This is a genomic window from Microvirga pudoricolor, from assembly GCF_016892705.1.
GTDB lineage: Bacteria > Pseudomonadota > Alphaproteobacteria > Rhizobiales > Beijerinckiaceae > Microvirga > Microvirga pudoricolor.
In genome coordinates, this window is sequence record NZ_JAFEMB010000002.1 from 537,997 (window position 1) to 562,730 (window position 24,734).

General features: G+C 65.8%; 29 protein-coding genes and 1 tRNA gene. 14 read left to right on the forward strand and 16 right to left on the reverse strand.

Features of this window, described 5'->3' with window-relative positions; all coding sequences use genetic code 11:
• Window positions 1-182 precede the first annotated feature (182 nt).
• The 4 genes from ILT42_RS11510 to ILT42_RS23205 all read right to left on the reverse strand — a co-directional run bounded on the left by ILT42_RS11510 (window position 183) and on the right by ILT42_RS23205 (window position 6,230).
• On the reverse strand, window positions 183-1,568 hold the full coding sequence (locus tag ILT42_RS11510; protein WP_204215738.1) for a class II 3-deoxy-7-phosphoheptulonate synthase: 1,386 nt from the start codon (window positions 1,566-1,568) through the stop codon (window positions 183-185).
• Between the two features lie 154 nt (window positions 1,569-1,722).
• A complete protein-coding gene (locus ILT42_RS11515; RefSeq protein ID WP_204215739.1) occupies window positions 1,723-3,099 on the reverse strand; it encodes a Hint domain-containing protein in 1,377 nt (458 codons plus the stop codon).
• A gap of 498 nt (window positions 3,100-3,597) precedes the next feature.
• Window positions 3,598-4,983, reverse strand: a complete 1,386-nt coding sequence (gene gor, locus ILT42_RS11520; RefSeq protein ID WP_204215740.1) for a glutathione-disulfide reductase — start codon at window positions 4,981-4,983, stop codon at window positions 3,598-3,600.
• Window positions 4,980-6,230 (reverse strand): O-antigen ligase family protein, encoded by a 1,251-nt coding sequence (locus ILT42_RS23205; protein WP_204215741.1) that lies wholly within the window; start codon window positions 6,228-6,230, stop codon window positions 4,980-4,982. Before ILT42_RS23205 ends, gor begins: the two co-directional genes overlap by 4 nt.
• Before the next feature lie 129 nt (window positions 6,231-6,359).
• Between ILT42_RS23205 and ILT42_RS11530 the strand changes: the two genes are divergently transcribed.
• From ILT42_RS11530 to ILT42_RS11540, 3 genes are all read left to right on the forward strand, one after another.
• Window positions 6,360-7,328, forward strand: coding sequence for a Bug family tripartite tricarboxylate transporter substrate binding protein (locus tag ILT42_RS11530; RefSeq protein ID WP_204215742.1), 969 nt, complete (start codon window positions 6,360-6,362; stop codon window positions 7,326-7,328).
• A gap of 179 nt (window positions 7,329-7,507) precedes the next feature.
• Window positions 7,508-7,981, forward strand: a complete 474-nt coding sequence (locus ILT42_RS11535) for a tripartite tricarboxylate transporter TctB family protein (protein ID WP_204215743.1) — start codon at window positions 7,508-7,510, stop codon at window positions 7,979-7,981.
• A 9-nt stretch (window positions 7,982-7,990) separates the two neighbouring features.
• Complete coding sequence (locus ILT42_RS11540) at window positions 7,991-9,490, forward strand: tripartite tricarboxylate transporter permease (protein ID WP_204215744.1); 1,500 nt, start codon at window positions 7,991-7,993, stop codon at window positions 9,488-9,490.
• A gap of 50 nt (window positions 9,491-9,540) precedes the next feature.
• On the opposite strand, the gene ILT42_RS11545 is transcribed toward ILT42_RS11540, so the two are convergent.
• The 5 genes from ILT42_RS11545 to ILT42_RS11565 form a co-directional block, all read right to left on the reverse strand.
• Window positions 9,541-9,855: a hypothetical protein gene (locus tag ILT42_RS11545; protein WP_204215745.1), complete on the reverse strand. Its 315-nt coding sequence runs from the start codon at window positions 9,853-9,855 to the stop codon at window positions 9,541-9,543.
• Window positions 9,856-9,985: 130 nt separating this feature from the next.
• Window positions 9,986-10,252 carry a type II toxin-antitoxin system Phd/YefM family antitoxin gene (locus ILT42_RS11550; RefSeq protein ID WP_204215746.1) on the reverse strand — a complete coding sequence of 89 codons (267 nt, stop codon included), beginning with the start codon at window positions 10,250-10,252 and terminating at the stop codon, window positions 9,986-9,988.
• Between the two features lie 110 nt (window positions 10,253-10,362).
• Complete coding sequence (locus ILT42_RS11555) at window positions 10,363-10,896, reverse strand: DUF2059 domain-containing protein (protein ID WP_204215747.1); 534 nt, start codon at window positions 10,894-10,896, stop codon at window positions 10,363-10,365.
• Between the two features lie 31 nt (window positions 10,897-10,927).
• Window positions 10,928-11,620: a ribose-5-phosphate isomerase RpiA gene (rpiA, locus tag ILT42_RS11560; RefSeq protein WP_229428571.1), complete on the reverse strand. Its 693-nt coding sequence runs from the start codon at window positions 11,618-11,620 to the stop codon at window positions 10,928-10,930.
• 101 nt (window positions 11,621-11,721) lie between these two features.
• A complete protein-coding gene (locus ILT42_RS11565; protein WP_204215748.1) occupies window positions 11,722-12,171 on the reverse strand; it encodes a hypothetical protein in 450 nt (149 codons plus the stop codon).
• 89 nt (window positions 12,172-12,260) lie between these two features.
• On the opposite strand from ILT42_RS11565, the gene ILT42_RS11570 reads away from it, so the two are divergent.
• Window positions 12,261-12,950, forward strand: coding sequence for an HAD family hydrolase (locus ILT42_RS11570; RefSeq protein ID WP_204215749.1), 690 nt, complete (start codon window positions 12,261-12,263; stop codon window positions 12,948-12,950).
• A 38-nt stretch (window positions 12,951-12,988) separates the two neighbouring features.
• On the opposite strand, the gene ILT42_RS11575 is transcribed toward ILT42_RS11570, so the two are convergent.
• Window positions 12,989-13,063, reverse strand: a tRNA-Val gene (locus ILT42_RS11575).
• 253 nt (window positions 13,064-13,316) lie between these two features.
• Between ILT42_RS11575 and ILT42_RS11580 the strand changes: the two genes are divergently transcribed.
• Window positions 13,317-13,901, forward strand: a complete 585-nt coding sequence (locus ILT42_RS11580; RefSeq protein ID WP_204215750.1) for a L,D-transpeptidase — start codon at window positions 13,317-13,319, stop codon at window positions 13,899-13,901.
• A 107-nt stretch (window positions 13,902-14,008) separates the two neighbouring features.
• On the opposite strand, the gene ILT42_RS11585 is transcribed toward ILT42_RS11580, so the two are convergent.
• On the reverse strand, window positions 14,009-14,380 hold the full coding sequence (locus ILT42_RS11585; protein ID WP_204215751.1) for a gamma-butyrobetaine hydroxylase-like domain-containing protein: 372 nt from the start codon (window positions 14,378-14,380) through the stop codon (window positions 14,009-14,011).
• 97 nt (window positions 14,381-14,477) lie between these two features.
• On the opposite strand from ILT42_RS11585, the gene moaA reads away from it, so the two are divergent.
• The 3 genes from moaA (at window position 14,478) to ILT42_RS11600 (ending at window position 17,421) form a co-directional block, all read left to right on the forward strand.
• Complete coding sequence (gene moaA, locus ILT42_RS11590; RefSeq protein WP_204215752.1) at window positions 14,478-15,512, forward strand: GTP 3',8-cyclase MoaA; 1,035 nt, start codon at window positions 14,478-14,480, stop codon at window positions 15,510-15,512.
• 102 nt (window positions 15,513-15,614) lie between these two features.
• Window positions 15,615-16,400 (forward strand): transporter substrate-binding domain-containing protein, encoded by a 786-nt coding sequence (locus ILT42_RS11595; protein WP_204215753.1) that lies wholly within the window; start codon window positions 15,615-15,617, stop codon window positions 16,398-16,400.
• Window positions 16,401-16,554: 154 nt separating this feature from the next.
• Complete coding sequence (locus ILT42_RS11600) at window positions 16,555-17,421, forward strand: NAD(P)-dependent oxidoreductase (RefSeq protein ID WP_204215754.1); 867 nt, start codon at window positions 16,555-16,557, stop codon at window positions 17,419-17,421.
• Window positions 17,422-17,455: 34 nt separating this feature from the next.
• On the opposite strand, the gene ILT42_RS11605 is transcribed toward ILT42_RS11600, so the two are convergent.
• Genes ILT42_RS11605 through cobT form a run of 5 tightly spaced genes read right to left on the reverse strand, consistent with a single transcriptional unit; the run spans window position 17,456 to window position 20,699 of the window.
• On the reverse strand, window positions 17,456-17,662 hold the full coding sequence (locus ILT42_RS11605; protein ID WP_204215755.1) for a hypothetical protein: 207 nt from the start codon (window positions 17,660-17,662) through the stop codon (window positions 17,456-17,458).
• 2 nt (window positions 17,663-17,664) lie between these two features.
• Complete coding sequence (locus ILT42_RS11610) at window positions 17,665-18,456, reverse strand: enoyl-CoA hydratase-related protein (RefSeq protein ID WP_204215756.1); 792 nt, start codon at window positions 18,454-18,456, stop codon at window positions 17,665-17,667.
• Between the two features lie 21 nt (window positions 18,457-18,477).
• Window positions 18,478-19,104 (reverse strand): uracil-DNA glycosylase family protein, encoded by a 627-nt coding sequence (locus ILT42_RS11615; RefSeq protein WP_204215757.1) that lies wholly within the window; start codon window positions 19,102-19,104, stop codon window positions 18,478-18,480.
• Between the two features lie 56 nt (window positions 19,105-19,160).
• The gene (locus ILT42_RS22870) at window positions 19,161-19,670 is read right to left on the reverse strand and encodes a thermonuclease family protein (RefSeq protein WP_204215758.1); all 510 of its coding nucleotides are present in this window, start codon (window positions 19,668-19,670) and stop codon (window positions 19,161-19,163) included.
• 3 nt (window positions 19,671-19,673) lie between these two features.
• On the reverse strand, window positions 19,674-20,699 hold the full coding sequence (gene cobT, locus ILT42_RS11625) for a nicotinate-nucleotide--dimethylbenzimidazole phosphoribosyltransferase (protein WP_204215759.1): 1,026 nt from the start codon (window positions 20,697-20,699) through the stop codon (window positions 19,674-19,676).
• Window positions 20,700-20,770: 71 nt separating this feature from the next.
• Between cobT and cobS the strand changes: the two genes are divergently transcribed.
• From cobS to corA, 6 genes are all read left to right on the forward strand, one after another.
• Complete coding sequence (cobS, locus tag ILT42_RS11630) at window positions 20,771-21,607, forward strand: adenosylcobinamide-GDP ribazoletransferase (RefSeq protein WP_204215760.1); 837 nt, start codon at window positions 20,771-20,773, stop codon at window positions 21,605-21,607.
• A 16-nt stretch (window positions 21,608-21,623) separates the two neighbouring features.
• The gene (locus tag ILT42_RS11635) at window positions 21,624-21,854 is read left to right on the forward strand and encodes a DUF1289 domain-containing protein (RefSeq protein WP_204215761.1); all 231 of its coding nucleotides are present in this window, start codon (window positions 21,624-21,626) and stop codon (window positions 21,852-21,854) included.
• Window positions 21,835-22,554, forward strand: coding sequence for a retropepsin-like aspartic protease family protein (locus tag ILT42_RS11640; protein WP_204215762.1), 720 nt, complete (start codon window positions 21,835-21,837; stop codon window positions 22,552-22,554). Before ILT42_RS11635 ends, ILT42_RS11640 begins: the two co-directional genes overlap by 20 nt.
• A gap of 62 nt (window positions 22,555-22,616) precedes the next feature.
• A complete protein-coding gene (trhO, locus tag ILT42_RS11645) occupies window positions 22,617-23,384 on the forward strand; it encodes an oxygen-dependent tRNA uridine(34) hydroxylase TrhO (protein WP_204215763.1) in 768 nt (255 codons plus the stop codon).
• Window positions 23,377-23,592: a SlyX family protein gene (locus tag ILT42_RS11650; RefSeq protein ID WP_204215764.1), complete on the forward strand. Its 216-nt coding sequence runs from the start codon at window positions 23,377-23,379 to the stop codon at window positions 23,590-23,592. The genes trhO and ILT42_RS11650 overlap by 8 nt, the downstream gene beginning before the upstream one ends.
• Before the next feature lie 107 nt (window positions 23,593-23,699).
• Window positions 23,700-24,734, forward strand: coding sequence for a magnesium/cobalt transporter CorA (gene corA / locus ILT42_RS11655; RefSeq protein WP_204215765.1), 1,035 nt, complete (start codon window positions 23,700-23,702; stop codon window positions 24,732-24,734).

Sequence of the window (24,734 nt, forward strand, 5' to 3'; positions counted from 1 at the left end):
TTCCCGCACGAAAGACAGGAGACGACACATGATGAAGGGCGGCTTACTCTGGCTCATCGGCATCCCCCTGCCGATTATTCTTATTCTCTTCTTCATGGGCTACCTGAGCTGATCGCGAAAGCTTGATCGGCTAGGGTCCACAAAGTCAAAGGGCGCCCGAGGGCGCCCTTTTCTATTTCGCTTTATTCGGCGGCTTCGGCGGCCTTGCGCCCACGAGATTGGCTCTCGCGCTTGATCAGCTCCGAGGTCAAGAAGGCGATTTCCAGGGCCTGCTCGGCGTTGAGGCGCGGATCGCAATAGGTGTGGTAGCGGTCCATGAGATCCGCGTCGGTGAGCGCGCGGGCGCCGCCGGTGCATTCCGTCACGTTCTTGCCGGTCATCTCCAGGTGAATGCCGCCCGCATGGGTCCCCTCGGCCTGGTGGACCGCGAAGAAGTTGCGCACCTCGCCCATCACGCTCTCGAACGGACGGGTCTTGTAGCCCGAGGCCGCCTTGATGGTGTTGCCGTGCATGGGGTCGCTCGACCACACGACCGAGCGCCCTTCCCGCTTCACGGCGCGCACGAGGCCCGGCAGGTGGTCGAACACCTTATCGGCGCCGAAGCGGCAGATCAGGGTCAGGCGGCCCGGCTCGTTCTCCGGGTTCAGGAGGTCGATGAGCTTCAGGAGTTCGTCGGGCTTCAGCGACGGGCCGCATTTCAGGCCGATCGGGTTCTTGATGCCCCGCATGTATTCCACATGGGCATGGTCCGGCTGGCGGGTGCGGTCGCCGATCCAGAGCATGTGGCCGGAGGTGGCGTACCAGTCGCCCGTGGTGGAATCCACGCGGGTCATGGATTCCTCGTAGCCCAGCAGCAGCGCCTCGTGGCTGGTGTAGAAATCCGTCGAGCGCATCTCCGGATGGGTCTCGGGGTCGATGCCGATGGCGCGCATGAAGGCGATGGATTCGGTGATCCGCTCGGCCAGCTCGCTGTAGCGCGAGGATTGGGGCGAGTCCTTCACGAAGCCCAGCATCCAGCGATGCGCGTTCTCGAGATTGGCGTAGCCGCCCGTCGCGAAGGCGCGGATCAGATTGAGGGTCGCGGCCGACTGGCGGTAGGCCGAGATCTGCCGCTGCGGGTCGGGAATGCGCGATTCCGGCGTGAAGTCGATATCGTTGATGATGTCGCCCCGGTAGCTCGGCAGCTCGACGCCGTTCACGGTCTCGGTGTCGGAGGAACGCGGCTTGGCGAACTGGCCCGCGGAACGGCCGACCTTCACCACGGGCGAGCCGCCGGCAAACGTCATCACCACGGCCATCTGGAGGAAAAGCCGGAAGAAATCGCGGATGTTATCGGCGGAATGCTCCGCGAAGCTCTCGGCGCAATCGCCGCCCTGGAGCAGGAACGCCTCCCCGGCCGCCACCTTCGCCAGGGTGCGCTTGAGCTTGCGCGCCTCACCGGCGAAGACCAGCGGCGGATATCCGGCGAGGTCCTTCTCGACGTTCTTCAGCACCTCAAGGTCCGGATAGGCTGGAACCTGCTGAATCGGCTTGTCTCTCCAGCTGCTCGGTGTCCACCGCGCGGTCATGACACTCTCCCCCGTGTCGAAAATGGTTTCTTGTGCTCCGCAATAAACGGCACGAACGGGCCTCTATACACGACATAAGCGAAAAGGCGAGTGCGAACGAGGCCGCAGATGGCAACCCGTATACGCAATAATATCTTGCGCTATGATTGTCCGATCAGGAAACAAGTTTCCGAGCAGCCAGCTTTCGACGTTCGCGACGGTTAAGCTTGCTCGGCGGGGTCATAAAATTTGCATAAGGTGTTCTGACCGGCGCATCCGCGATCTCGGCCTGCTCGCGGTCCAATATTTCTGCCACCCAAGTTGGCGCAAAGGATCTGCCATCTAGGGAAACGACCCAGTCTTGTTGAAAAGGAGCATCCAACGGGGTGCCATCAGGCCAGGGTGTCGCCTCGAAACGATGCCCATTGGAACTCTCGATGGCTCCGTTTGAATGGATTGTATAACCTTGATGCCGCAACACTTTGGCGAGGCTCCAACCTTCTAGCGACCCATCGGAGCGCCTCTTGGCAGTGCAGATTATTCCTGCCCGCACGACAGCCTTATGGGGGACCCCAGCCTTATCGGTGAAAAGAACGGTTATTGGAGCATCGTCATCTGAGCCGCACACAGCTCCGGTTCTCGCTCTCACCAGCACAGGCCCACCCTGACGCTCTTCGACGATCATTCGATCCTGCCGAAGCACATCAATGATCTTCAGCCATTCCCCCTGATCAGAAAGCACGAGGTGACCTGGGGTCATGTGGAGACCGCGCAGGTTGAGAACCTTGTTGGTTACATTTTGGAAGGTGCGACGCACTCGCGCCGCCTTTTTGCGTGTGAGACCGTTATCCGCGATGGGATCGAAAGCCATGACCTCATCGCCAGTTCTGATATCCTGAATAGGCTTTTCAGTGCCGTCCACCATGAGGATCATCGTATCGGCTAGAAAACAGTTCCTCTGGTCTACCCCATTGACGGGCATGTTGTTGTGATTGAGTGGCCTCCCCCAAAAGTCGACCGGACGCGGATCCCAGACGAATTTCCCGGCCAGTGGATGGGGCTTACTCAATAACTGCCTGTCATATTTGACATCGATAGTGATGTTACTGATTCCGAGTGAACTAATTCTGCTGAAAAACGCGACTTCCTCATGCCCGAGATCAATACAACCCGCCGAGCCATACCAATCACCGCCGTGAACGGAAAAGCCGGTGCGGCCAAAAGTGTTGGTGGTGGCAGATGGGGTTAAGAACGCTCGCTCGACTCCCCATGATACGGTACCTCCGTACCACGCTCCAAATTTTTCGCCTAGTGTAACGCCACTCAACTTACCAATATTGCCGATTATGTTATCCAGGCCAGTAACCGTCTGTATATCCGAAGTGTTGAAACTCCACTGCCCCTCTGGAATTGGTCCAACATCCTTCAGAGCGGTTTCGCTTGGCGATTGAGAACCTGGGCGACCCGAAACTGCACTCCAACTATCGACGACTCTGCCATTTTGCTGAAGGCTCACTTGATATCCATCGAAGCTTAACTTGTATTCTGACATCGCCGATCCACCTACATATCACGACATAAGAAAAATGAAACAGGCCTGCCTGCAACGGCCATGCAGACAATAGAACTGACGAAAGACGCGGCCAAAAAAAACTTAATACTTCTAATATGATATAATATACCTATAGAAACAATATAGATCAATATATATCCAATCAATATATATAGATGCATACTGAAATTTAGATCTATATTAGTATGACATTTTCCATCAGAGAAGCCTATTCCTCTTTTTAAATACGCCTGCTGGGCGAAAAAACTATCTACTATCACAATCGTCCACGGCAGTTGGAAAAGGAATGCTGATGCGAGTTTTATGACTAACGCCCGACTTAAGATCGCCTTAGCCGTACATAGCCCTCTACGAATAAATTGACTTATGTCGACCATAAAAACCTGCCACGAGATCACAACCGCTAGTTTTTCCCTAAGCAAATATCAGTATACTGTTATATAGTAAAATTTGCGATGCCGGTCAACGGACGGAACACTAACCCACCGCCACCGGCGTCTTCACCAAGAAGGGCGTCCGCATGGTCACGAGCTCCTCGGCGGCCGTGGGGTGCACCGCCACGGTGCGGTCGAAATCGGCCTTGGTGGCCCCCATGGTGACGGCGACGCCCGCGAGCTGGATCATCTCGCCCGCGTCGTGGCCGACGATATGGACGCCCACCACCTTGTCGGTGGCCCGGTCGACGAGGAGCTTCATGAGCACCCGGTCCTTCGAACCCGATATCGTCGCCTTCATGGGCCGGAAGGCGGTCTTGTACACGTCGATCTCGCCGTAATTGGCCCGCGCCAGCCCTTCGCTGCAGCCGATCACGCCGATTTCGGGGGTCGAGAACACCGCCGTGGGGATCAGGTCGTGCTCGACCATGGTGGGCTTGTCCCCGAAGACGGTGTCGGCGAAGGCGTGGCCTTCGCGGATGGCGATGGGGGTGAGGTTCGCCCGGTTGGTCACGTCGCCCACCGCGTAGATCGACGGAATCAGGGTCTGCGAATAGGCGTCCACCACCACGGCCCCGACCTCGTCGGTGACCACGCCTGCGTTTTCCAGGCCCAGGCCGCTCGTATTGGGACGCCGCCCGGTGGCGACGAGCACCTGATCGACGGTCAATACCGACCCGTCCGACAGGGTGGCGGCGATGCCGTCCGGACGCTTGTCGAGGCGGGTCACCATCTTGCCAAGTTCCAGGCGGATGCCCCGCGCCGCATAGGCCTCGCCCAGGGCGTCGCGCACATCCTCGTCGAAGCCGCGCAGGAGCTTGTCGCCCCGGTGCAGAAGGGTCGTCTCGGACCCTAAGCCGTTGAACACGCCCGCGAACTCCACCGCGATATAGCCGCCGCCGACCACGAGGATGCGCTTAGGCAGTTCCTGCAGTTCGAAGACCTCGTTGGACGTAATGGCTAGCTCGCCGCCCGGGATGGCGGGCTCCATGGTCGGGTGGGCGCCCACCGCGATCAGGATGACGCGGGCCGTGACGGTGCGGTTGGTCCGGGTGAGCCGCACCGTGTGCGGGTCCTCGATCACGGCGTGGCTGTCCACGATCTCGACGCCCGCCTTGTCCAGGTTGGCGCGGTAGATCCCCTCGAGCCGGTCGATCTCCAGGCTCTTGTTGCGGATCAGGGTTGCCCAGTTGAATTTCGGCGCGTCGAGGGTCCAGCCGAAGCCTTCCGCTTCCTCGAACTCGTGGGCGAAGCGGCTGGCATAGACCATGAGCTTCTTGGGCACGCAGCCCCGGATCACGCAGGTGCCGCCGACCCGGTATTCCTCGGCGATCATCACCCGGGCGCCGTAGCCCGCCGCGATCCGGGCCGCGCGTACGCCGCCCGAACCGGCTCCGATGACGAAGAGATCGACGTCGTAGGCGCTCATAATTCCGTCTCCTGCGGCCTTGTCCCGGCCGCTCTCATCCACACGATGGAGGCCCCGATGGCGGCGGCCCACCAGCCCTGCCACGCCCCGTGTCCCACCATGCCCACGCTCAAGATGGCCATGACGAGAGCTAAACTTAAGGCGCGGATTTCGCGGGGCAGCCCGTCGATCCGGCGCATGGCCAGGAGGCCGATCAGGCCGACCAGAAAAGCCCCGACGGCTCCGAGCTCGACCCAGACCTGGATCGGCGCGTTATGCGGGTGCCCGACGCCGAGCAGGACCCGGTTCTCCTCCGGGACCTTGGCCGTGACGGAGGTCTCGCGGAGGAGCGGGCTCGCCCCGAACCCGGCGCCGAGGACCGGCTGGACCCGGATCGCCGCGTCGAAGCTGTGCCAGATGTCGACCCGGGCGCGGGAGTGGTTGCGGGAAAAGCTCTTGTGAACCCCATCCGAGATCAGGGCATCGCTGAGCGGCCCGAAGACGGGCGCCAGGGCCAACATCCCGACGAAGGCGACCCGCACGAGAGTAGACGTCAGGCCCGGCGCCACCCAGGCGAGGGCCAGGGTCAGCGTCCCCACGACAAGGCCGAGCACCCCCGCTCCGCTGTCGGAATTGACGATCGCGAGGCTGACGACGGCGAACAGCGCGAACGCCAGGATCCGGCCCGGCCGCACCCGGCCCGTGAACCAGGCCGCGATGGCAGGCAGGACCACCAGGAGGGTGAGGCTCGTCCGGTTGAAGATGTAGCTGTCCCCCCGCATGCCGAGCGCCTTGCGCAGGACCAGGTCGGAGCGCAGGTCCATGAGCATGAGGAGCTGGGACAGGCAGACCGAAACGACGAGGAGCCAGAAAGCCTGGACGGTGAGGCGCCGGGGCAGCGCGAGGCAGAGCGCGAACGCGAAGGCCACCGGCAGCCAGAACTCGCCCACCGCGGCGAGGGACAATTCCCGCACCTCGCTCCAGCTCACCGACAGGAGGCTCCAGGCCAGGAGGGCGCCGACTGCCAGACCGAGCGGTGATCGCAAAGATGTGTTGGCACGCCGGAGGGTCTCGCCGAGCCTTCCCTCGCTCCACAGGGCCGCCACCGCGAAGGCGGCGCCGAGGCCCAGGAAGAGCGGGCTCGACCGATGCGCGACCGTCATGCCCACCGGCATGACGCCGAGGATAATCATGGAGGCCCGCCAGAGGGCGTCCGTGACCCTGGCGCCCGCCAGGGGCTTCGAGGTGGATTCGGAAAGGGTGCTCACGGGAGCGTCTTAAGCGAAGGTCTTACGTCTATAAAGGCCTGGATTGCGGCTCATGAGGTGATGCCCCCTCTACCGTTTCGCCGCAGATGCGCTAAGAAAGCTCGACCCTTTCCAAGGAGGAAACACAAGATGACCCGGATCACAAAAGGTCTGTGGCGCGGCGCCCTGACGGCGGCGGCCCTGACGCTGGCCACCTCGGCCATGGCCCAGTCCGACCTGAAGATCATGGCCCCGGCGGCGCCCGGCGGCGGCTGGGACCAGACCGCCCGCTCCATGCAGCAGGCTTTCACCCAGTCCGGCCTCGTGAAGAACGTGCAGGTGACCAACGTCCCCGGCGCGGGCGGCTCCATCGGCATCGCCCAATTCGTCAACGGCGCCAAGGGCGACCCGAACCAGCTCATGGTGATGGGCTACGTGATGGTCGGCGCGCTGCTCACCAACAACTCGCCGGTCACCCTGGCCCAGGTCACCCCCATCGCCCGCATCACGGCCGAGTACGAGGCCATCGTGGTTCCGGCGAACTCGCCGATCAAGGACGCCAAGGAGCTGGCCGCGGCCGTGAAGGCCGATCCGGCCAAGGTCACCTGGGCGGGCGGCTCGGCGGGCGGCGTCGACCACATCGCGGCGGCCCTCTTCGCCAAGGCGGCGGGCGCGGACCCGACCAAGATTAACTACATCCCGTTCTCGGGCGGCGGCGAGGCCCTGGCGGCCATCCTCGGCGGCAAGGTCACGGCGGGCATCTCCGGCTACGGAGAGTTCGAGAGCCAGATCAAGGCCGGCAAGCTGCGCCTGATCGGCATGACGTCTCCCGGCAAGCTGCCGAATGTCGACGGCCCGTCCCTCAAGGACCAGGGCATCGACCTGGAGATCGCCAACTGGCGCGCGGTCGTGGCGCCTCCCGGCCTGAGCCCGGAGCAGACCAAGACCCTCACCGAGACCGTCGACAAGCTCGCCAAGACCAAGGAATGGCAGGAGCTCCTGAAGGCCAAGGGCTGGGACGACGCCTACATGTCCGGCCCGGCCTTCGCGAAGTACCTGTCGGACGAGCAGGCCAAGACCAAGGAAGTCCTGACCTCGGTCGGTCTCGTGAAGTCCTAGTTCGCAAGCACCGGAAACACCACGAAAGCGCCGCGGGACACGCGGCGCTTTTTTTAGTGCATGATCCCATCGAACCGCTCCGCTTCCCCGCCGGAACGTGCGACAAGAGACAAGATGAGGATTGTGCCTGAACGGGTCAGGCGATACGGGTTCGCGGCCCATCAACGGGAAGTATCTCCATGGAAAGCCCCTCCTCCCGGCGTCCCGACGTCGCCGGCCTCGCCATCGCCTTCATCCTTCTCGCCCTCGCGGGCCTGATCTGGTGGGATCTCTCCCGGCTGCAGCTGAACGCGGTGTACGGCGTCGGTCCCAAGGCCATGCCCATGGTGGTGGCCGCCGGTCTCGGCATCCTGGCCATCGGCAATGCGATCGCGGCTTTCCGGGGCGACCTGCCCGAGCGTGAAAGCCTGCAATGGCAGCCCATCATCCTCATCATCGGCGGCCTCGCCGTGATGATGGGCTTCATACATTTCGGGGTCGGCTTCATCCTGGCCACCACCGTGCTGTTCGCCGCGACGGCGGCGGCCTTCGGGCGCAGGGCCTTCCTGGTCGACCTCGCCATCGGCTTCGTGCTCGGCCTCATCATCTACGTGGTGTTTTCGAAGCTCCTGGCCCTGTCCCTGCCCATGGGACCGATCGAACGCCTTCTCTGAGGATTCCCGATGGACGCCTTCGTCTCCCTCGCCCACGGCCTCACGGTCGCCATCCAGCCGATGAACCTGCTCTTCGCGCTCATCGGCGTGCTGCTCGGCACCGCGGTCGGCGTGCTTCCCGGCATCGGCCCGGCGCTCACCGTGGCGCTGCTCCTGCCCATCACGTTCAAGCTCGATCCCGGCGGGTCGATCATCATGTTCGCGGGCATCTATTACGGCGGCATGTATGGCGGCTCGACCACGTCGATCCTCATCAACACGCCCGGTGAAAGCGCCTCCATGGTCACGGCGCTCGAGGGCAACAAGATGGCCAAGGCCGGCCGGGGCGGACCCGCGCTCGCCACGGCCGCGATCGGGTCTTTCGTGGCGGGCGTCATCGCCACCGCCGGGCTGGCGTTCCTGGCCCCCTACCTCGTGGACGTGGCCGTCCAGTTCGGCCCGGAGGACTACTTCGCCCTCATGTGCGTGGCCTTCGTGACGGTCTCGGCCACCTTCGGCGACTCGCCCGTGCGCGGCCTCACCAGCCTGTTCATCGGCCTGCTGCTCGGACTTGTCGGCATCGACATCCTCACGGGCCAAGCGCGCATGAGCTTCGGCGTGCCCGACCTCCTCGACGGCGTGGAGGTCACCACCCTGGCGGTCGGCCTATTCGCCGTGGGCGAGGCGCTCTACGTCGCGTCCCGCCGCCACCTCGTGGAGGAGAAGCTCGAGCCCGTGCGCGGATCGCTCTGGATGACCAAGGAGGACTGGAAGCGCTCCTGGAAGCCTTGGCTGCGCGGCACCGCCTTCGGGTTCCCCATCGGGGCCCTGCCGGCGGGCGGCGCCGAGATTCCCACCTTCCTGTCCTATTCGACCGAAAAGCGTCTCGCGAAGCATCCGGAGGAGTTCGGCCACGGCGCCATTGAGGGCGTCGCCGGACCGGAAGCGGCCAACAACGCCTCGGCGGCCGGCACCTTGGTGCCCCTGCTGACGCTCGGCCTGCCCACCTCGGCCACCGCCGCCATGATGCTGGCGGGCTTCCAGCAATACGGCCTCAACCCCGGCCCGCTGCTCTTCGCCGAGCGGCCGGAACTGGTCTGGGGCCTCATCGCCAGCTTGTTCATCGCCAACGTGATGCTGCTGGTGCTGAACCTGCCGCTGGTGGGCCTGTGGGTGCGCCTGCTCGCCATCCCGCAGCCCTGGCTCTACGCCGGCATCCTGGTCTTCGCCACCATGGGCACCATCGCGGCGAACCCGTCCGTGGTCGAGCTGATGATGCTGACGCTCTTCGGCATCATGGGCTTCCTGATGCGCCGATTCGACTTCCCCATCGCGCCGGTGGTGGTCGGCCTGATCCTCGGGCCCGTGGCGGAAGGCCAGTTGCGCCGCGCGCTCTCCATCAGCCTCAACGACCCGATGGTGCTGCTCCAGAGCCCCATCTCGGCCACCCTCCTGGTGATCGCCCTCATCGCCCTCATCCTTCCCTTCGTCCTGAAGGGGATGAGCCGGTTCAAGGCGACGGAGGATTGAGGGGTAAGACCCTGACGAAGCGAGAAAGCCCGGCGCTATGCTGGGCTTTTTTATTCCATGCGTTCGATGCGTTTGGTGTCCGCGTTTAGGGCCAAGATACCCTCGATGATCCGCTCAAACAGGATTGGTGGCAGGAATCCGAAATCGTATTGTCCCGGCCGCCCGCCGGGGATCGGGTAAAGGTCAAAGCCCGGCCAAACGAACCGGTTCAGTTCGTCTAGCACGACCCAGGAACGATCATGGTCCAAACCCAGATGCCGCTTGACCCGTAAAGGGATTTCAACAGCTCTGCTCGGATCCCTCGGGGCACTGTGCGTGATGGGCGCTACCGTTACGGATACCTGACCTTGCTCCGTCTTGGCCATCAGCACAATCGCGCAGGGAAGCTTTTTGGACCCGGTTTCCAGGCCCGCTCGGCTTTCATGACTCCAGAGAAACTCGTAGCAGATAACGAGACCCGGCTCAGGGCTAGGCACTGGCATTCAGTCCGCCATCTTACTCGTCCATCAGATCGTTCAGGGACGAATGTCGACGATCCATCGCGGTCTCCCGTAAGCCTCGAACGACATCGTCCGGCAAGTTTTCAACGCGCAGGGACTGCCGCGCCTTTGCGCGCAAGCTTTCAAGCTCCGCGTAATCGTCGGGGGAGATAAGCACGCCGGTTGTGCGCCCATGACTCGTCACAGCGATCGCCTCGCGGCGGATGTCGTGCTGGATCTGCGCGAAATTTCTCACGAAATCCGTTGCTCTGACGCTGCGCACCGTCATCTCCTTGAATGTGTATCACGGATTATACACAAAATGTGTATTTTCAAGAAGGGGCAAAAAAGCCCGGCGCAGGGCCGGGCTCAATTCCGAGGGCTGCCAGGCTCTTACTGCAGCTGGTGGCCCTTCTTGGCCATCTCGGCGCGGGCGCGGATCATGATGTATTCCGAGACGTTCTGGGTCCAGGTCGCCAGCTCCCGGACGATGTCGTCCAGAACCAGCGGCTGCTGCTCCACGAACTTGGCGCCGGTGGGAGACTTGTAGAACGCCGAGATATCCCTGAGCTCGGACTCGGTGAAACGCTCGGCGAAGATGCGCGCGGCGGTGTTGACCATCTGCTGCTTCTGCAGCTCGATCTCCGGCCGCAGGGTCTCCACGACCGAGAGCAGGTCCTGCTGGATCTCGGGACGGGTCACGTTCATCTGCTGGAGTTGGCCCAAGAGCGGCTCGGCCATGGCGTCGAAGGACCGGGTCATGCCCGACCCGATGGCAACCTCGCGGGCCAGGGCCAGCTGGCCCGCGCTCGGCTGCGCGGCCGCGGGAGCCTGGGCTCCGGGGGCCGGCTGCTGGGCCAGGGCGGGGGCCGCCGCCAGGGTGAGGGCCAGCGAGGCTGCGGCCAGACGGGAGGCGAAACGGATCATAGAAGGGGCTCCAATCAATCGCTGCTTATGGTCAAACCTGACCGAGTTCGACAAGTCCCCCTTCCGTCGCAAGCACGGCGCCGGAGGCGAGACCAAGGAAAAGACCGTGCTCGACGACGCCCGGAACCCCGTTCAGGGCTACGCCCAGGGCTTCGGGGTCGCCGATTCGGCCCAGATGCGCGTCCAGGATAAGGTGACCGCCATCGGTGACGAAAGGCTCGCCGCCGGCTTCGCGGAGGCGAAGCTCCTCGGGCAGGCCGAGATCCCGCAGCACGCCCAGGATGGACCGCCGGGTCACCTCGAGGCCGAACGGAACGACCTCGACCGGCAGGGGAAAACGCCCGAGATGGGTGACATGCTTCGACCCATCGGCGATGACGATCATGCGCCGGCTGGCCGAGGCGACGATCTTCTCGCGCAGATGCGCTCCGCCGCCACCCTTGATGAGGCGCAAACCGTCGTCGATCTCGTCCGCCCCATCGACGGTCAGGTCGAGCTCGGGGGTTTCGTCCAGGGTGGTCAGGGGGATGCCCTCGCGCTCGGCCTGCGCGCGGGTCGCCTCCGAGGTCGGAACGCCGACAAGCGTCATGCCACCCTGGACCAGCCGCGCGACGGCGGAGACGAAATGCGTGGCGGTCGATCCCGTGCCGAGGCCGAGCCGCATGCCCTCGGTGACGAGGGAGGCGGCCCGTTCGGCGGCGGCGCGCTTCAAGTCGGTGCTCAAGGATGGGGTCCTGCGGAGAGCGGGGGTGTGCTTGGCCAGTCCATACCGCATTCCGGGGCGAAGGAAAGCCGCCGGTTGCCACACCCGGCGAGCGCGGCCGCTCAGGGCCGCTGCGGAGACGCGCCCGTGCCGGACCGGGCGCTCGGCGTCGCGGCCGGCGCCCCGGCCGGGCTGGCCGGGTTGGGGCTGGTCTGCGGCGTGCACACGACCTTCTCGTCGAACACGTAGCAGATGCTCATGTCGCCGGTGCGGTAATTGACCCGGAAGACACCGCCCTCACGCTCGTGGCGGGAGGCCACGAGGCCGTATTCGCCCGGAACCTGCGCGCCCGCACCCTCGCCCGCCGCGAAGCACAGGGTGACGCCGATGGTGCCCTCCTGGAGCCCGTACTGGCAGGAGCTGACCTCTCCGGTGATGCGGTCGATGCGGTAGATGCGGTTCAGGTCGGTCTGCGGAGCCGGCACGAAATCATAGGGCGCGGCGAGGACCGGCGCGGCGGCTGCGCTCAGGAGAAGGCCGGAAAGGCAGGCCGCGAAAGGGGTCAGCCGCATATGTCGCTCCGTCGGACAAATCGAATCACGGGCGGCACCATACCACCCCGATGCTTGATTCATCCGAGTCTTGTGGTTAGCCAAGTGGCATGGCAGCGCACCTCCCCCCGATCGTCGTCTTCGACCTCGATGGAACCCTGGCCGATACGGCGGCCGATCTCGTCGGGACCCTCAACGTGATCCTGCGGCGGGAGGGCCTCGCCCCCGTTCCCCTCGAGCAGGCGCGGGACATCATCGGCTCCGGCGCCCGGCCACTCATCGAGCGCGGATTCGAGGCGTCCGGCAAGGACCTGACGCCGCAGCGGCTCGAGGAGCTGTACCGGTTCTTCCTGGCGCATTATCACGACAACATCTGCATCGACACGACGCTGTTCCCGGGCGCCCGCGACGCCCTGGAGGCTCTCGCCGGCGCAGGCTTCCGGCTTGCGGTCTGCACCAACAAGGTCGAGGCTCACTCCGTGAAGGTCCTAGACGCGCTCGGTGTCGGGCAAATGTTCGCGGCCAATTGCGGACGCGACAGCTTCCCGTACTTCAAACCCGATCCGCGCCACCTCACCCTCACCATTGAGAAGGCGGGCGGAGACCCGCGCCGAGCCGTGATGGTGGGCGATTCCCGCACCGACATCGTTACCGCGCAGGCGGCGGGGGTCCCCGTGGTCGCGGTGCCGTTCGGCTACACGGACGTGCCGGTGCGCGACCTCGGGCCCGACCGGTTGATCGAGCATTTCGACGAGCTCTACGGCGCCGTGCGCGACCTGCTGAAGTCCGAGGCCGCCTGACCGGCCTCGAAAACACACAAATGTGATGATCGGTGGAATGGTGGGCGCGACAGGGATTGAACCTGTGACCCTTCGCGTGTGAAGCGAATGCTCTCCCGCTGAGCTACGCGCCCGATGGGGGCCTTCTAAGGGGCTCCTGGCCCGAACGTCAAGACAAATGACGGCCTAATCGGCAAAATGACGCCCTCGGGCCACCAAGGCATTGTGGCAGCGTGGCGATAAGGGCCGGTTAACCCCGTGGCGAAAATGCGGCGGCGAGTCGCTATCCGTTATAGCGATTCCTTTGATATGCCATGGACCTCAAACGTGGCTATTGCGTTTAGCCGTTAAGGTTCTGGTCCAAACATGGGAATTTTCGAGGCAAAGATGGGACGCACCCGCGCCGCCCTCTACGGGCTTGCCTGCGCTTTCGTCGCGATCGCGACGCCGGCCGCAGCGTTCACCGAGATCGATCCGCTGACCCGTCAGCCGCTCTATCCCGTCGACCAGGGCTTCCAGGCCCAGGCCTCGCCGGTCCCACGCGAGATCGTGTCCTTCGACGGACGCCATGCTCCGGGCACCATCATCGTGTCGACGAGCGAGCGCCGCCTGTACTACGTGCTGGGCGACGGCAAGGCGATCCGCTACGGCGTCGGCGTCGGACGGCCGGGCTTCACCTGGGGCGGCACGCAGACCGTCACCATGAAGCGCGAATGGCCGGATTGGCGTCCCCCGGCGACCATGCTCAAGCGCCGGCCCGACCTGCCCCGCTACATGAAGGGCGGCCCGGAGAACCCCCTCGGGGCCCGCGCGCTCTACCTCGGCTCGTCGATCTACCGGATCCATGGCTCCAACGAGCCCGAAACCATCGGCCAGGCCGTCTCGTCCGGCTGCATCCGCATGACCAACGAGGACGTCATGGACCTCTACAGCCGCGCCAAGGTGGGCGCCCGGGTGGTGGTGCAGCGGTAAGGCCAACTCTGGAAACATCCTTCGAGACGAATGGCTCCGCCATTCCCTCAGGATGAGGTCGGGAGACCTGAAATCGCTGAAGGGCCGGCCATTGCGGCCGGCCTTTTTCATGGCCGCCGCGATTCGCGCGACAGGCCCTTGGCCTCGAGCTCGGCCAGATAGGCCGTCCATCGCTCGGCCTGATTCGCGCCGAGCTCGCGGAGGTAGCCCCAGCCGTAGATTCCGGTGTCGTGCGTGTCGTCGAAGGTCAGCCTGACGGCGTAGTTGCCCACGGGGTCAACCTTGACGATTCGGACGTCGCGCTTGCCCGGCACGGTCTTGCGCTCGGCCGGCCCGTGGCCCCGAACCTCCGCCGAAGGGCTGGAGACGCGAAGGTACTCCGCCGGCAGGTCGAAGGATTCGCCGTTCTCGAAGGTCACGTGCAGGCTGCGCCTGTCGGCCCGCAGGCGCAGTTCCGTCGGCCAAAGATCGTGGGGCATATCCGGGTCCTGTCCCGCTCTCGGGCCATGCTGCTGCTTGAAATCCGGCCCGAAAGCAAGATCTATAGGCCAAGCCAGGATAAAGGATCGTCGCAGGATGTGGGGCACAAAGCTCGCGCCAGCTCAGCCCGAGACCGCAGGCCCGCTCGTCGATCCGTTCGGGCGCGCGATCTCGTATCTGCGCGTGTCGGTCACGGATCGCTGCGACTTCCGCTGCGTCTATTGCATGTCCGAAGACATGGCGTTCCTGCCCAAGCGCGACCTGCTGACCCTCGAGGAACTGGACCGGCTCTGTTCCTTGTTTGTCGCCCGCGGCGTGCGCAAGCTTCGCATCACCGGTGGCGAGCCGCTGGTGCGCCGGAACATCATGAGTCTGTTCGAGGGCCTGTCCCGCCACCTGGCGACCGGCGCTCTCGACGAGTTGACCGTCACCACCAACGGCTCCCAGCTCGCCCGGCACGCCCGGGACCTCGCCGCCTGCGGGGTCAGGCGAGTGAACGTGTCCCTCGATACGCTCGATCCGGAGAAGTTCCGCCGCATCACCCGCTGGGGCGACCTGTCCAAGGTGATGGAAGGGCTCGATGCCGCGCAGGCCGCCGGTCTCGGCATCAAGATCAACGCCGTGGCTCTCAAGGATGTGAACGAGGACGAGATCGAGACGCTCATGACGTGGGCTCATCGGCGCGGGATGGACCTCACGCTGATCGAGGTCATGCCTCTCGGCGAGATCGAGGCGCGGCGCGTGGATCAATTCCTGCCCCTTTCCGCCGTCCGGGCGAGGCTCGCGGCCCGCTACACCCTCCAGGACCTGCCGGATCGCACGGGCGGGCCCGCCCGCTACGTGCGCGTCGCCGAGACGGGCGGAAAGCTCGGCTTCATCACGCCGCTGAGCCATAATTTCTGCGAGAGCTGCAACCGGGTCCGCCTGACCTGCACGGGACAGCTCTTCATGTGCCTGGGCCAGGAGGACATGGCGGATCTGCGCACGCCACTGCGCGAGGGAGACGACCGCCTCCTGTCGCTCGCCATCGAGAACGCCATCGCCCGCAAGCCCAAGGGCCACGATTTCATCATCGACCGCCGCCAGGCCCGCCCCGCCGTGGGACGCCACATGAGCGTGACAGGCGGCTGAGGGCCGCTCCTGCTCCCAAAGAACAAGCCCGAGGCTTATTCATTCGCGCTTTATATTCCGCCAGTATAAGCGGAACGATAAAGGGGCGCCGTAGACGTTCGCATGCCAAAGACCGGTCGAGTCCTCGGAGTCATTCTGGCCCTTTTCCTTTGGGTCAATCCATTCGTCTTCGCCCATGCGGAGGAGAGCCCCGCTATACGCGTCGCGGTTGAAGGAGCCTATCCGCCTTTCAACTATATCGATCAGAACAACGAGCTTCAGGGCTTCGAGGTCGACTTGGCCAAGGCCCTGTGCGAGGCGATGCGGTCCCGGTGCACCTTCGTGACGCATGGATGGGACGGCATCATCCGCGCGCTCCTCGCCAACGAGTACGACGCCATCATGTCGTCCCTGGAGATCCTGGAGCGGCGGCAGAAGCGCATCGCTTTCTCGGAGCCCTATTATCGCGTGCCCGTGGCCTTCATCGGCAGAAAGGACGCGACCATCCAGGCCGTGACGCCCAAGGCCCTGGCGGGCCTGAGGATCGGCACGAACGATCATGACGAGCAGTTCGACTATCTGCAGGCCAACTACAAGGACTCGGAGATCAAGCGCTATTCGAAGCTGGAAGAGGCCAACCTCGATCTGCTCACCGACCGCCTCGACCTCGTGCTCGGCGACCGGTTCGGGCTCGCGAAGTTCCTCGAGTCCCGGGAGGGCGCCGCCTGCTGCCGCATCGTGGGAGACGTGCCCGCCCGCCCGGCCTTCCGGTACCAGACCTACGGGATCGGAGTCCGCAAGGAGGATACGGCGCTCCTCGACAGCTTCAACGCGGCTTTGCGCCAGGTTATCGCGGACGGCACCTACGACCGCGTTCGCGCCAAGTACTTTCCGTTCGACATCAAGTAGCGGCGTTCGACCCGCCTGCCGCCGGGACGAGAGCTGGTTCCGGCGCCTTGGAATCCGCTCTTATTGTGACCGTGCCCCATTTTTGGGGATGAACCGGATCCCCTTCGCCGAAAAATGCTCTAAAACCGGTGCCGTCGTTTGACGGAGTCGAAGCATGGCCAAGGTTGCATTTCTGGGGTTGGGCGTGATGGGTTACCCGATGGCGCGGCATCTGCGCGAGAAGGGTCATGACGTCACCGTCTACAACCGCACCTTCGCCAAGGCCGAGAAGTGGGTGTCGGAGAACGGCGGCCGGGCCGCCAAGACGCCCCGCGAAGCGGCCGAGGGCCAGGAATTCGTGTTCGCCTGCGTGGGCAACGACGACGACCTGCGCCAGGTGATGGCGGGCGAGGACGGCGCGTTCCATGGGCTGGAATCCGGCGCCGTCGTGGTCGACAACACAACGGCCTCGGCCGAGGTGGCGCGCGAGCTGCACGAGGCCGCGAAGGCCAAGGGCGCAGGCTTCATCGACGCGCCCGTCTCCGGCGGCCAGGCGGGCGCCGAGAACGGCGTGCTCACCGTTATGTGCGGGGGCGATGCCGACGCCTACGCCAAGGCCGAACCCGTGATCGCGAGCTTTGCCCGCGCGTGCCGCCTCATGGGCGGACCCGGCTCGGGCCAGCTCACCAAGATGATCAACCAGATCTGCATCGCGGGGGTCGTGCAGGGCCTGGCCGAGGGCATTCATTTCGGCAAGCGCGCGGGCCTCGACATCGAGGCGGTGCTCGACGTGATATCCAAGGGAGCGGCGGGCTCCTGGCAGATGGAGAACCGCGGCAAGACCATGAACCAGAACAAGTTCGATTTCGGCTTCGCGGTGGACTGGATGCGCAAGGACCTGTCCATCGTGCTCGCCGAGGCGCGCAAGAACGGGGCCGTGCTGCCCGTCACCGCCCTGGTCGACCAGTTCTATGCCGACGTGCAGCGCAACGGCGGCGCCCGCTGGGATACGTCGAGCTTGATCTCGCGCCTGGAGAAGTGACGGCGGGTCTGGCCGCCGAGGGGACGGGGCGCGCCTAGCGGCGCGTCATCGTCAGGTAGAGGATGAAGCCGCCGATCCCCACCGCCAGCGCGAACAGGACATACTCGCGGGCTTCGCCCTGAAAGGCCGCGTCGCGATACATCTGCGACAGGCGTTCGCTCTGGCCCGGATCGGACGACATGTAGATGCCCACGACGGCGATGAGGACGAGTAGTCCGATGATGAGAAAATTCGGGCGCATTCCTACCGTCCCTCGAACCGGGGCGCGCGTTTCTCACGGAAGGCCCGAACGCCTTCCGCGAAATCGTCGCTGAAACCTGCTTGTGCCTGAAGGCGGGCCTCGACGGCAAGCTGCTCCTCCAGGGTGTTGGACAGGCTCTCGCGCACGGCCTCCTTGATGAGCCGGTAAGCCAGGGCCGGCCCTTGCGCGAGCTGGGCCGCATGGGCGGCGACGTCGGTCTTGAACGTCGCGTCCTCGAACACCTTCGACACCAGCCCCATCCGCAGGGCCTCCTCGGCCGGAACGGGCTCGGCCGTCAGCATGAGGGCGAGCGCCCGCTTCGGGCCCACGAGACGCGGCAGGATCCAGGTGCCGCCCGCGTCCGGGATCAGGGCGATCTTGGCGAAGGCTTCCTGGAGGTAAGCGGAGCGGGCCGCCACCACGATGTCGCAGGCGAGCGCGATGTTCATGGACGCGCCGACGGCCGGCCCGTTAAGGGCCGCGATCGTGATTTTCGGGTAATCGGCCAGGGTCGTCACGAGAGGGTTGTAGTCACGGGCCAGCGGCGGCCCGAGGTCGATGCGGCCCCCGTCGTCGCGCGGCAGGTCCTCGGTCAGGTCCTGGCCCGACGAGAACGCCCGCCCGGCGCCCGTCAGCACCACCACTTTCACGGCATCGTCGCCTGCCAGGCGGCCCAGGACCTCCCGCAGTTCCGCGTGCATAACGGCCGTGAGCGCATTCAGCTTGTCGGGCCGGGACAGGGTGACGGTCGCGACCGAATTGGCCATGGCGAGATGCAGGGTCGTCAGGTTCATGGGGCCGGGGCTCCTCCGTTGTCACGACAGCATAGAGCGAACTTCGGCCTGGAGCACCGGCAAAAGCTCCGCTTCGAACCAAGGGTTCTTCTTGAGCCAGCCGTTGTTGCGCCAGGATGGGTGGGGCAGCGGCAGGATGCGGGGACGGGCGGGACCGTCGAGGATCTCGCGCCAGCGCCGCACGGTGCCGGTCAGGCCGTCCCGGAAATCGTCGCCCATGTGCCAAGCCTGCGCGTATTGGCCGATGAGAAGCAGGAGTTCCAGGTTCGGCAGAGCTTCAAACAATGGCTCGCGCCAGGCTGGAGCGCATTCGCGGCGGGGCGGCAGGTCTCCGCCCTTGGCATCGAGGCCGGGAAAGCACGAGCCCATGGGCACGATGGCGACGCGGGCCGCGTCGTAGAAGGCCGCCTCGTCCAAGCCGAGCCAGCGCCGCAGGCGCACGCCGGACGGGTCCATGAAGGGGGTGCCGCTGGCATGGGCGCGGGTGCCGGGGGCCTGGCTCGCGATGCACAGGCGAGCCGTGGCGCTGCCCTGGACGATAGGGCGCGGCTCGTGCGGCAGAGGGGCTCCGAAACGAGGAGCGTCCCGGCAGATGCGGCAGGCTTTCAGCTCGGCTGCGAGAGTTTCGAAAGGGGGTGGGGAATCCATTCCCTGGAGATGGGAATGAATGGGTTGCGCCCCAACCGGACACGTGGTCGCGCGGATCAGCGGGTGTGCTCTCTTCGCCAGTCCTGGGGGCGCTGGAACGTGCCCGCCCAGAGCCCCGCCCCACGCAGGCGCGCGCCGGTCTCCTCGAGGCGGTACTCACCCCCATAGGAGACGGCCCAGCCCTCGCTCACCAGCCAGGCATTGATGTTCCGGCCGCCGACGAAGCAGGTTCCGAGGCCCCGCCCGTAGCGATCGCGCCCCGTCACGCGGCATTCCACGGATCGGTTCGCGATGAGGCCGACCAGAGCCGTGCGGGCGGTCTCGCCGCAGCGGTAGGGCCGGTTGTCCAGGGTGCAACTCTGCTTGAGCTCCGGCGTATCGATGCCTTTCAGGCGGATCGCCCGGCCGGAAAGACGGATTGTGTCGCCGTCCACAATGGCGGCCTGGCCGGACGCCGCCCGCTCGTTGGGCTTGAGCCAATAGGCCGACCCGACCGCGAGAACGAGCGCGAGAATGAGGGACCAGAGTCCCCCGCCGCGCCGCCGGGTCTTGGGAAACCGCGTCACGGGCTAGCGCAGCCGCTCCGACACGCCCGCCTGGTCGAAGGTCGCCATGTCCCGGTGGACCGCTGCCGCCGCTTTCACCAAGCCCGCCGCCAGGGCGGCGCCGCTGCCCTCGCCGAGGCGCATGCCGAGCGCCAGGAGCGGGATCTTGCCGATGCGGGAGAGCACGTCCTGGTGCGCGCCCTCGGCGCTGAGATGGCCGGCGATGCAGTGGTCGAGGGTCGCGGGGTGAACCGCGTGCAGGATCGCGGCGGCGGCCGTGGCCACGTAGCCGTCGAGGATGACGGGGATGCGCTGCAGCCGCGCGGCCAGGATCGCGCCCGCCATGGCGGCGATCTCCCGCCCGCCCAGGCGGCGCAGAACCTCCAGCGGGTCCTTTAGGGCGGCGCCGTGCCGGGCGATGGCGGCGTCCACGGCCACGATCTTGCGGCGCAGGCCCTCGTCGTCCACCCCCGTGCCCCGCCCGACCCAGTGCTCCGCCGAACCGCCGTACAGCGCCGTGTAGATCGCCGCCGCCACGGTGGTGTTGCCGATGCCCATCTCGCCGATGGCGAGGAGGTCCGTGCCGCCCGCGATGGCCTCCATGCCGAACGCCATGGTGGCCACGCAGGCCTTTTCGTCCATGGCGTCGGTCTCGGTGATGTCGCCGGTGGGCATGTCGATGGCCAGGTCGAAGACCTTGAAGCCGAGCCCGTAGGCGGCGCAGATCTGGTTGATGGCCGCTCCGCCCGCCGCGAAGTTCTCCAGCATCTGCCGGTTGACCGAATCCGGGAAGGCCGACACGCCCTTGGCCGTGACTCCGTGGCTGCCCGCGAAGACGCAGACCAGGGGCCGGTCGACGGAGGGTGTGGGCTTGGCCTGCCAGGCCGCCAGCCACTCGGCCACCCATTCGAGCCGCCCGAGACTGCCGGCGGGTTTGGTGAGGCGCGCGTCGCGGGCCCGCACCGCCGCGATGGCGGCTTCGTCGGGGCCCGGCATCGTGGTGACGAGGCGGCGGATGTCGTCGAACGGTGAGGTGCTGGCGTCGGCCATGGATGACAAAGGTCCCGTCGGGCGAATAGAAGAGGCGCGACCTATAACGGCGGTTGGGCGCGGGGTGAAGTATGCTGGACGGAACGGGGCCCGAGAATAAGGCTGCTCCCAGCGCATGGCAGGCGGGCCTGATCGGCCTTGCCCGCTGCGTCCGGTTCTTCTCGCGCCTACCGGTTCCGGGCCTCCCCTTCGAGGCCGATCCCCATGCGGCGCCGGATCTCAGCGGCATGGTCCGGGCCCTGCCCTTCGCGGGCCTCGTGATCGGGCTCCCGGCATCCCTGGTGCTGGCGGCATCCCTGGCGCTGGGTCTCGACTCCTGGCTCTGCGCGACGCTTTCCATCGCGGCCCTCGCGGTCTCGACGGGGGCCATGCACGAGGATGGGCTCGCCGACCTCGCCGACAGCTTCGGCGGCGCGACCCGGGAGCGCAAGCTCGCCATCATGAAGGACAGCCTCGTGGGCTCCTACGGGGTCTGCGCCCTGATCCTGGCCTTCCTGCTGCGGATCGGAGCCCTCGCGGCCCTGGCCGACCGCCTCGACGCCCTGCCCGTCTGCCTGGGCTTCCTGGCGGCCTGCTCCCTGTCGCGCCTCGCGGGCGTCGCCCCCCTCGCCTTCCTGCCCCCAGCCCGGTCGGACGGGCTCTCGCGGGGCGTGGGCCAGCCCAGCCGCGATTCGTTCTGGATCGGCGCCATCCTGGCCACCTGCGTGACCATTCTGCTCGGGTTTTTCGGCGGCCTGCCGAAGGCCGGGATCGGCCTGATGCTGATCGCGGCGGCCTTGGCCGGATGGCTCGTGACCCGGCTCTCACGTCGCCTCTTCGGCGGGCAGACGGGCGACGTGGCGGGGGCCGGCCAGCAGGCCGCCGAGATCGCGGTCTGGCTCGCGCTCTTGATCGCGGTCACGCCGTGAACGACATATCCCAGCGATGACCCGCGCCTCCAGCCCCTGCATCCGCGTCTGCGTGCTCGATCCCGAAACGGGGCTGTGCGAGGGGTGCGGCCGCACCCGCGAGGAGATCGGACGGTGGTACCGCCTCACCGAGGAGGAGCGGATCGCGATCATGAACGAACTGCCGGAGCGGATGCGCAAAGCCTTTTTTGGCGATGACGGTTTGCAAGAGGACAGAGCGAACAGCGATGACGGCGCCCGGTCCTGACGCTCCCGGCTTTCGCGGCCCCGCCCTCCTGATCCTGGCGGGCGCGGGCCTGCTGCTCCTGTTCGATCAGCCGCTCTTCGGCCTGCCACCGGACGAAGCCGCCGTGCTGCTCGGCATCGGGGCCGTGACCCTGTTCATGGCCGGGCGCGTGGTGGAAGGTTTTCGCGAGGGGGTCGTGTCCGGCGTCAACGCGTCGATCATCGGGACCCTCGTCTGCGGCCTGCTCGCCTGGGGGTTCACGGCGCGGGGCGAGGTCGAGGGCGTTCTGGACCGCCTGATCGGCGATGTCGCCCCGGGCCGCATCGTGACGACGCCGGAGGGCGAGGTGGTGGCCGCCCGCCGCCTGGACGGGAGCTTCACGGTCAACACCCAGATCAATGGCCACGCCCTGCGCATGACCTTCGACACCGGCGCCAGCACGATGGTGCTGCGGGCCGAGGACGCGGAGGATCTCGGTCTCAAGCCCGAGACGCTCACCTATTCGGTTCCGGTGGCCACGGCCAACGGCTCGTCGCTCGCGGCCCTGACCTATCTCGATACCGTCACCATCGGGCCGATCACCGAACGGCGCGTGCCCGCCCTCGTGGCCCGCCCGGGTGTGCTCCACGCCAACCTGCTCGGCATGACCTTCCTGGAGCGCCTGAACTCCTACGAGGTGCGCGGCAACCGCCTGATCCTGCGGGGGAAACCCGCCTCCTGACGCGACAAAGCCGCCGCTCCTGACGGGTTTCCCGAAAGCCGCCGGGCTGGTATGGGAACCCGATGACGTACAAGGTCGCCGCTCTCTATCAGTTCGTGTCCCTGCCCGAATTCCGTGAAATCCGGGAGCCGTTGGACCGTTTCTGCGCCGCGCGCGGCATCAGGGGCACGCTGCTTCTGGCCCAGGAGGGCGTCAACGGGACCGTGGCGGGATCGAGCGAGGCCATCGACGCCCTCATCGCCGCCATGACGACGGGGCCCCTCTTCGGCGGCCGCCTCGACAATCTCGAACTGAAGTTCTCGACCGCCCGGGACATGCCGTTCCGGCGCCTGAAGGTGCGGCTGAAGAAGGAGATCGTGACCCTTGGCGCCCCGCAGACGGACCCGACCCGCCAGGTCGGCACCTACGTGGACCCGGCCGACTGGAACACGCTTCTCGACACGCCGGACCTGATCCTGATCGACACCCGCAACGATTTCGAGGTGGCCATGGGCAGCTTCGAGGGCGCCGTCGATCCGCGCACGGTCAAGTTCAGCGAATTCAAGGATTTCGTCGCCCAAAACCTCGACCCGAAGACGCACCGGAAGATCGCCATGTTCTGCACCGGCGGCATCCGCTGCGAGAAGGCGAGCTCTTACATGCTCTCGCAAGGGTTCGAAGAGGTTTTCCACCTCAAGGGCGGCATCCTGAAATATCTGGAGCAGGTGCCGGAGGCCGAGAGCCGCTGGCGGGGCGATTGCTTCGTGTTCGACGAGCGCGTGGCCCTCGGCCATGGCCTCAAGGAAAGCGTCGGCGCCAAGCGGCCAGCGGGAGCATCCACCCATGAGTGAGACGGGTGACCTTTCGGCACGGATCGATGACCTCGAGATGCGGATCGCCCATCAGGACCGCACTATCGAGGACCTGAATACGGCCATCGTCGACCAGTGGAAGCAGATCGACGCCCTGTCGCGGAAGCTGTCCAACCTCCTCGACCGGGTGCAGGAGGTGGAGGACAGCGCAGGACCTCCGGTGGACCGCCCGCCGCCGCATTACTGACCCGGCGGCCTGTTCCGGGCTCCGTCGCCGCGCCCTCCTGCCAGAACCACTTTCCCGCGAGGGTGTTGTCCCCAAGCGGGACAGGGATCGTATCGGGAGGGCGTATCATGCTGATGAACGGGCAGGTCATGACCTCCGTCCCCTCCCCTGCGGGACACCCGCACGGCATCGTGGCGGCCGCCGTCTACCGGGACGGGCGCCGCGTCGCCGACATCGCCATCGAGGACGCCGCCCAATGGGCGAAGCGGCCGGGGCACGTGGTGTGGATCGGCCTCTACGAGCCGAGCGACGAACTCCTGCGGCAGGCCCAGGTGCAGTTCGGCCTGCACGATCTCGCCATCGAGGACGCCGCCAAGGCCCACCAGCGGCCCAAGATCGAGCAATACGGCGAGAGCCTCTTCATCGTCGCCCGCACCGCCGAGATGATCTCAGGGCGGATCGTGTTCGGCGAAACCCACCTGTTCGTGGGACGCGGCTTCGTGGTCTCCGTGCGTCACGGAGCGTCCGTGAGCTACGCCGACGTGCGCAAGCGCTGCGAGGCGACGCCTGCGGCGCTCACCCATGGCGAGGATTATATCCTCTACGCGATCCTGGACTTTATCGTCGACAACTACATGCCGGTGCTGGAGACGATCCGGTCGGACGTGGAGGACCTGGAGGACCGGGTGGTGACCACCACCCTCAAGCAATCCGAGATCGAGCACCTCTACACCATGCGCCGCGATCTCCTGCGCCTCAAGCAGTCCATCGTGCCGTTGGTCGAAGTGTGCCGCCGCTTGGAGCACGCGGACCTCGTGGCCATCGACGCGGCGATGCAGCCGCATTTCCGCGACGTGACCGACCATGTGCGCCGGGTGCAGGAAGAGATCGACGCCATGCGCGAGGTGCTGGCCTTCGCGTTCGAGGCGAACCTCATGGCGGGCCAGGCCCAGCAGAACGTCATTTCGCGCAAGCTCGCCGCCTGGGCGGCGATCCTGGCGGTCCCGACGGCGATCGCGGGCATCTACGGGATGAACTTCGAGAGCATGCCGGAGCTGCGCTGGCGCTACGGCTATCTCGCCGTGCTGGTGCTCATCGCCCTCATCTGCACCACCCTGTTCTGGCGCTTCAAGAAAGCGGGCTGGCTCTCGGACGGCGAGTAG

Excerpts from the sequence above, each read along its gene's own strand:
- trhO (WP_204215763.1), top strand. The coding sequence starts at position 22,617 with ATGACGTACAAGGTCGCCGCTCTCTATCAGTTCGTGTCCCTGCCCGAA.
- ILT42_RS11650 (WP_204215764.1), top strand. The coding sequence starts at position 23,377 with ATGAGTGAGACGGGTGACCTTTCGGCACGGATCGATGACCTCGAGATG.
- ILT42_RS11580 (WP_204215750.1), top strand. The coding sequence starts at position 13,317 with ATGGGACGCACCCGCGCCGCCCTCTACGGGCTTGCCTGCGCTTTCGTC.
- ILT42_RS11540 (WP_204215744.1), top strand. The coding sequence starts at position 7,991 with ATGGACGCCTTCGTCTCCCTCGCCCACGGCCTCACGGTCGCCATCCAG.
- ILT42_RS11595 (WP_204215753.1), top strand. The coding sequence starts at position 15,615 with ATGCCAAAGACCGGTCGAGTCCTCGGAGTCATTCTGGCCCTTTTCCTT.
- corA (WP_204215765.1), top strand. The coding sequence starts at position 23,700 with ATGCTGATGAACGGGCAGGTCATGACCTCCGTCCCCTCCCCTGCGGGA.
- ILT42_RS11510 (WP_204215738.1), bottom strand. The coding sequence starts at position 1,568 with ATGACCGCGCGGTGGACACCGAGCAGCTGGAGAGACAAGCCGATTCAG.
- ILT42_RS11585 (WP_204215751.1), bottom strand. The coding sequence starts at position 14,380 with ATGCCCCACGATCTTTGGCCGACGGAACTGCGCCTGCGGGCCGACAGG.
- ILT42_RS11530 (WP_204215742.1), top strand. The coding sequence starts at position 6,360 with ATGACCCGGATCACAAAAGGTCTGTGGCGCGGCGCCCTGACGGCGGCG.
- ILT42_RS11535 (WP_204215743.1), top strand. The coding sequence starts at position 7,508 with ATGGAAAGCCCCTCCTCCCGGCGTCCCGACGTCGCCGGCCTCGCCATC.
- ILT42_RS11570 (WP_204215749.1), top strand. The coding sequence starts at position 12,261 with ATGGCAGCGCACCTCCCCCCGATCGTCGTCTTCGACCTCGATGGAACC.
- cobS (WP_204215760.1), top strand. The coding sequence starts at position 20,771 with ATGCTGGACGGAACGGGGCCCGAGAATAAGGCTGCTCCCAGCGCATGG.
- ILT42_RS11515 (WP_204215739.1), bottom strand. The coding sequence starts at position 3,099 with ATGTCAGAATACAAGTTAAGCTTCGATGGATATCAAGTGAGCCTTCAG.
- ILT42_RS11555 (WP_204215747.1), bottom strand. The coding sequence starts at position 10,896 with ATGATCCGTTTCGCCTCCCGTCTGGCCGCAGCCTCGCTGGCCCTCACC.
- ILT42_RS11565 (WP_204215748.1), bottom strand. The coding sequence starts at position 12,171 with ATGCGGCTGACCCCTTTCGCGGCCTGCCTTTCCGGCCTTCTCCTGAGC.
- gor (WP_204215740.1), bottom strand. The coding sequence starts at position 4,983 with ATGAGCGCCTACGACGTCGATCTCTTCGTCATCGGAGCCGGTTCGGGC.
- cobT (WP_204215759.1), bottom strand. The coding sequence starts at position 20,699 with ATGGCCGACGCCAGCACCTCACCGTTCGACGACATCCGCCGCCTCGTC.
- moaA (WP_204215752.1), top strand. The coding sequence starts at position 14,478 with ATGTGGGGCACAAAGCTCGCGCCAGCTCAGCCCGAGACCGCAGGCCCG.
- ILT42_RS11640 (WP_204215762.1), top strand. The coding sequence starts at position 21,835 with ATGACGGCGCCCGGTCCTGACGCTCCCGGCTTTCGCGGCCCCGCCCTC.
- ILT42_RS11610 (WP_204215756.1), bottom strand. The coding sequence starts at position 18,456 with ATGAACCTGACGACCCTGCATCTCGCCATGGCCAATTCGGTCGCGACC.
- ILT42_RS11545 (WP_204215745.1), bottom strand. The coding sequence starts at position 9,855 with ATGGCCAAGACGGAGCAAGGTCAGGTATCCGTAACGGTAGCGCCCATC.
- ILT42_RS11600 (WP_204215754.1), top strand. The coding sequence starts at position 16,555 with ATGGCCAAGGTTGCATTTCTGGGGTTGGGCGTGATGGGTTACCCGATG.
- ILT42_RS11635 (WP_204215761.1), top strand. The coding sequence starts at position 21,624 with ATGACCCGCGCCTCCAGCCCCTGCATCCGCGTCTGCGTGCTCGATCCC.
- ILT42_RS11605 (WP_204215755.1), bottom strand. The coding sequence starts at position 17,662 with ATGCGCCCGAATTTTCTCATCATCGGACTACTCGTCCTCATCGCCGTC.
- ILT42_RS11615 (WP_204215757.1), bottom strand. The coding sequence starts at position 19,104 with ATGGATTCCCCACCCCCTTTCGAAACTCTCGCAGCCGAGCTGAAAGCC.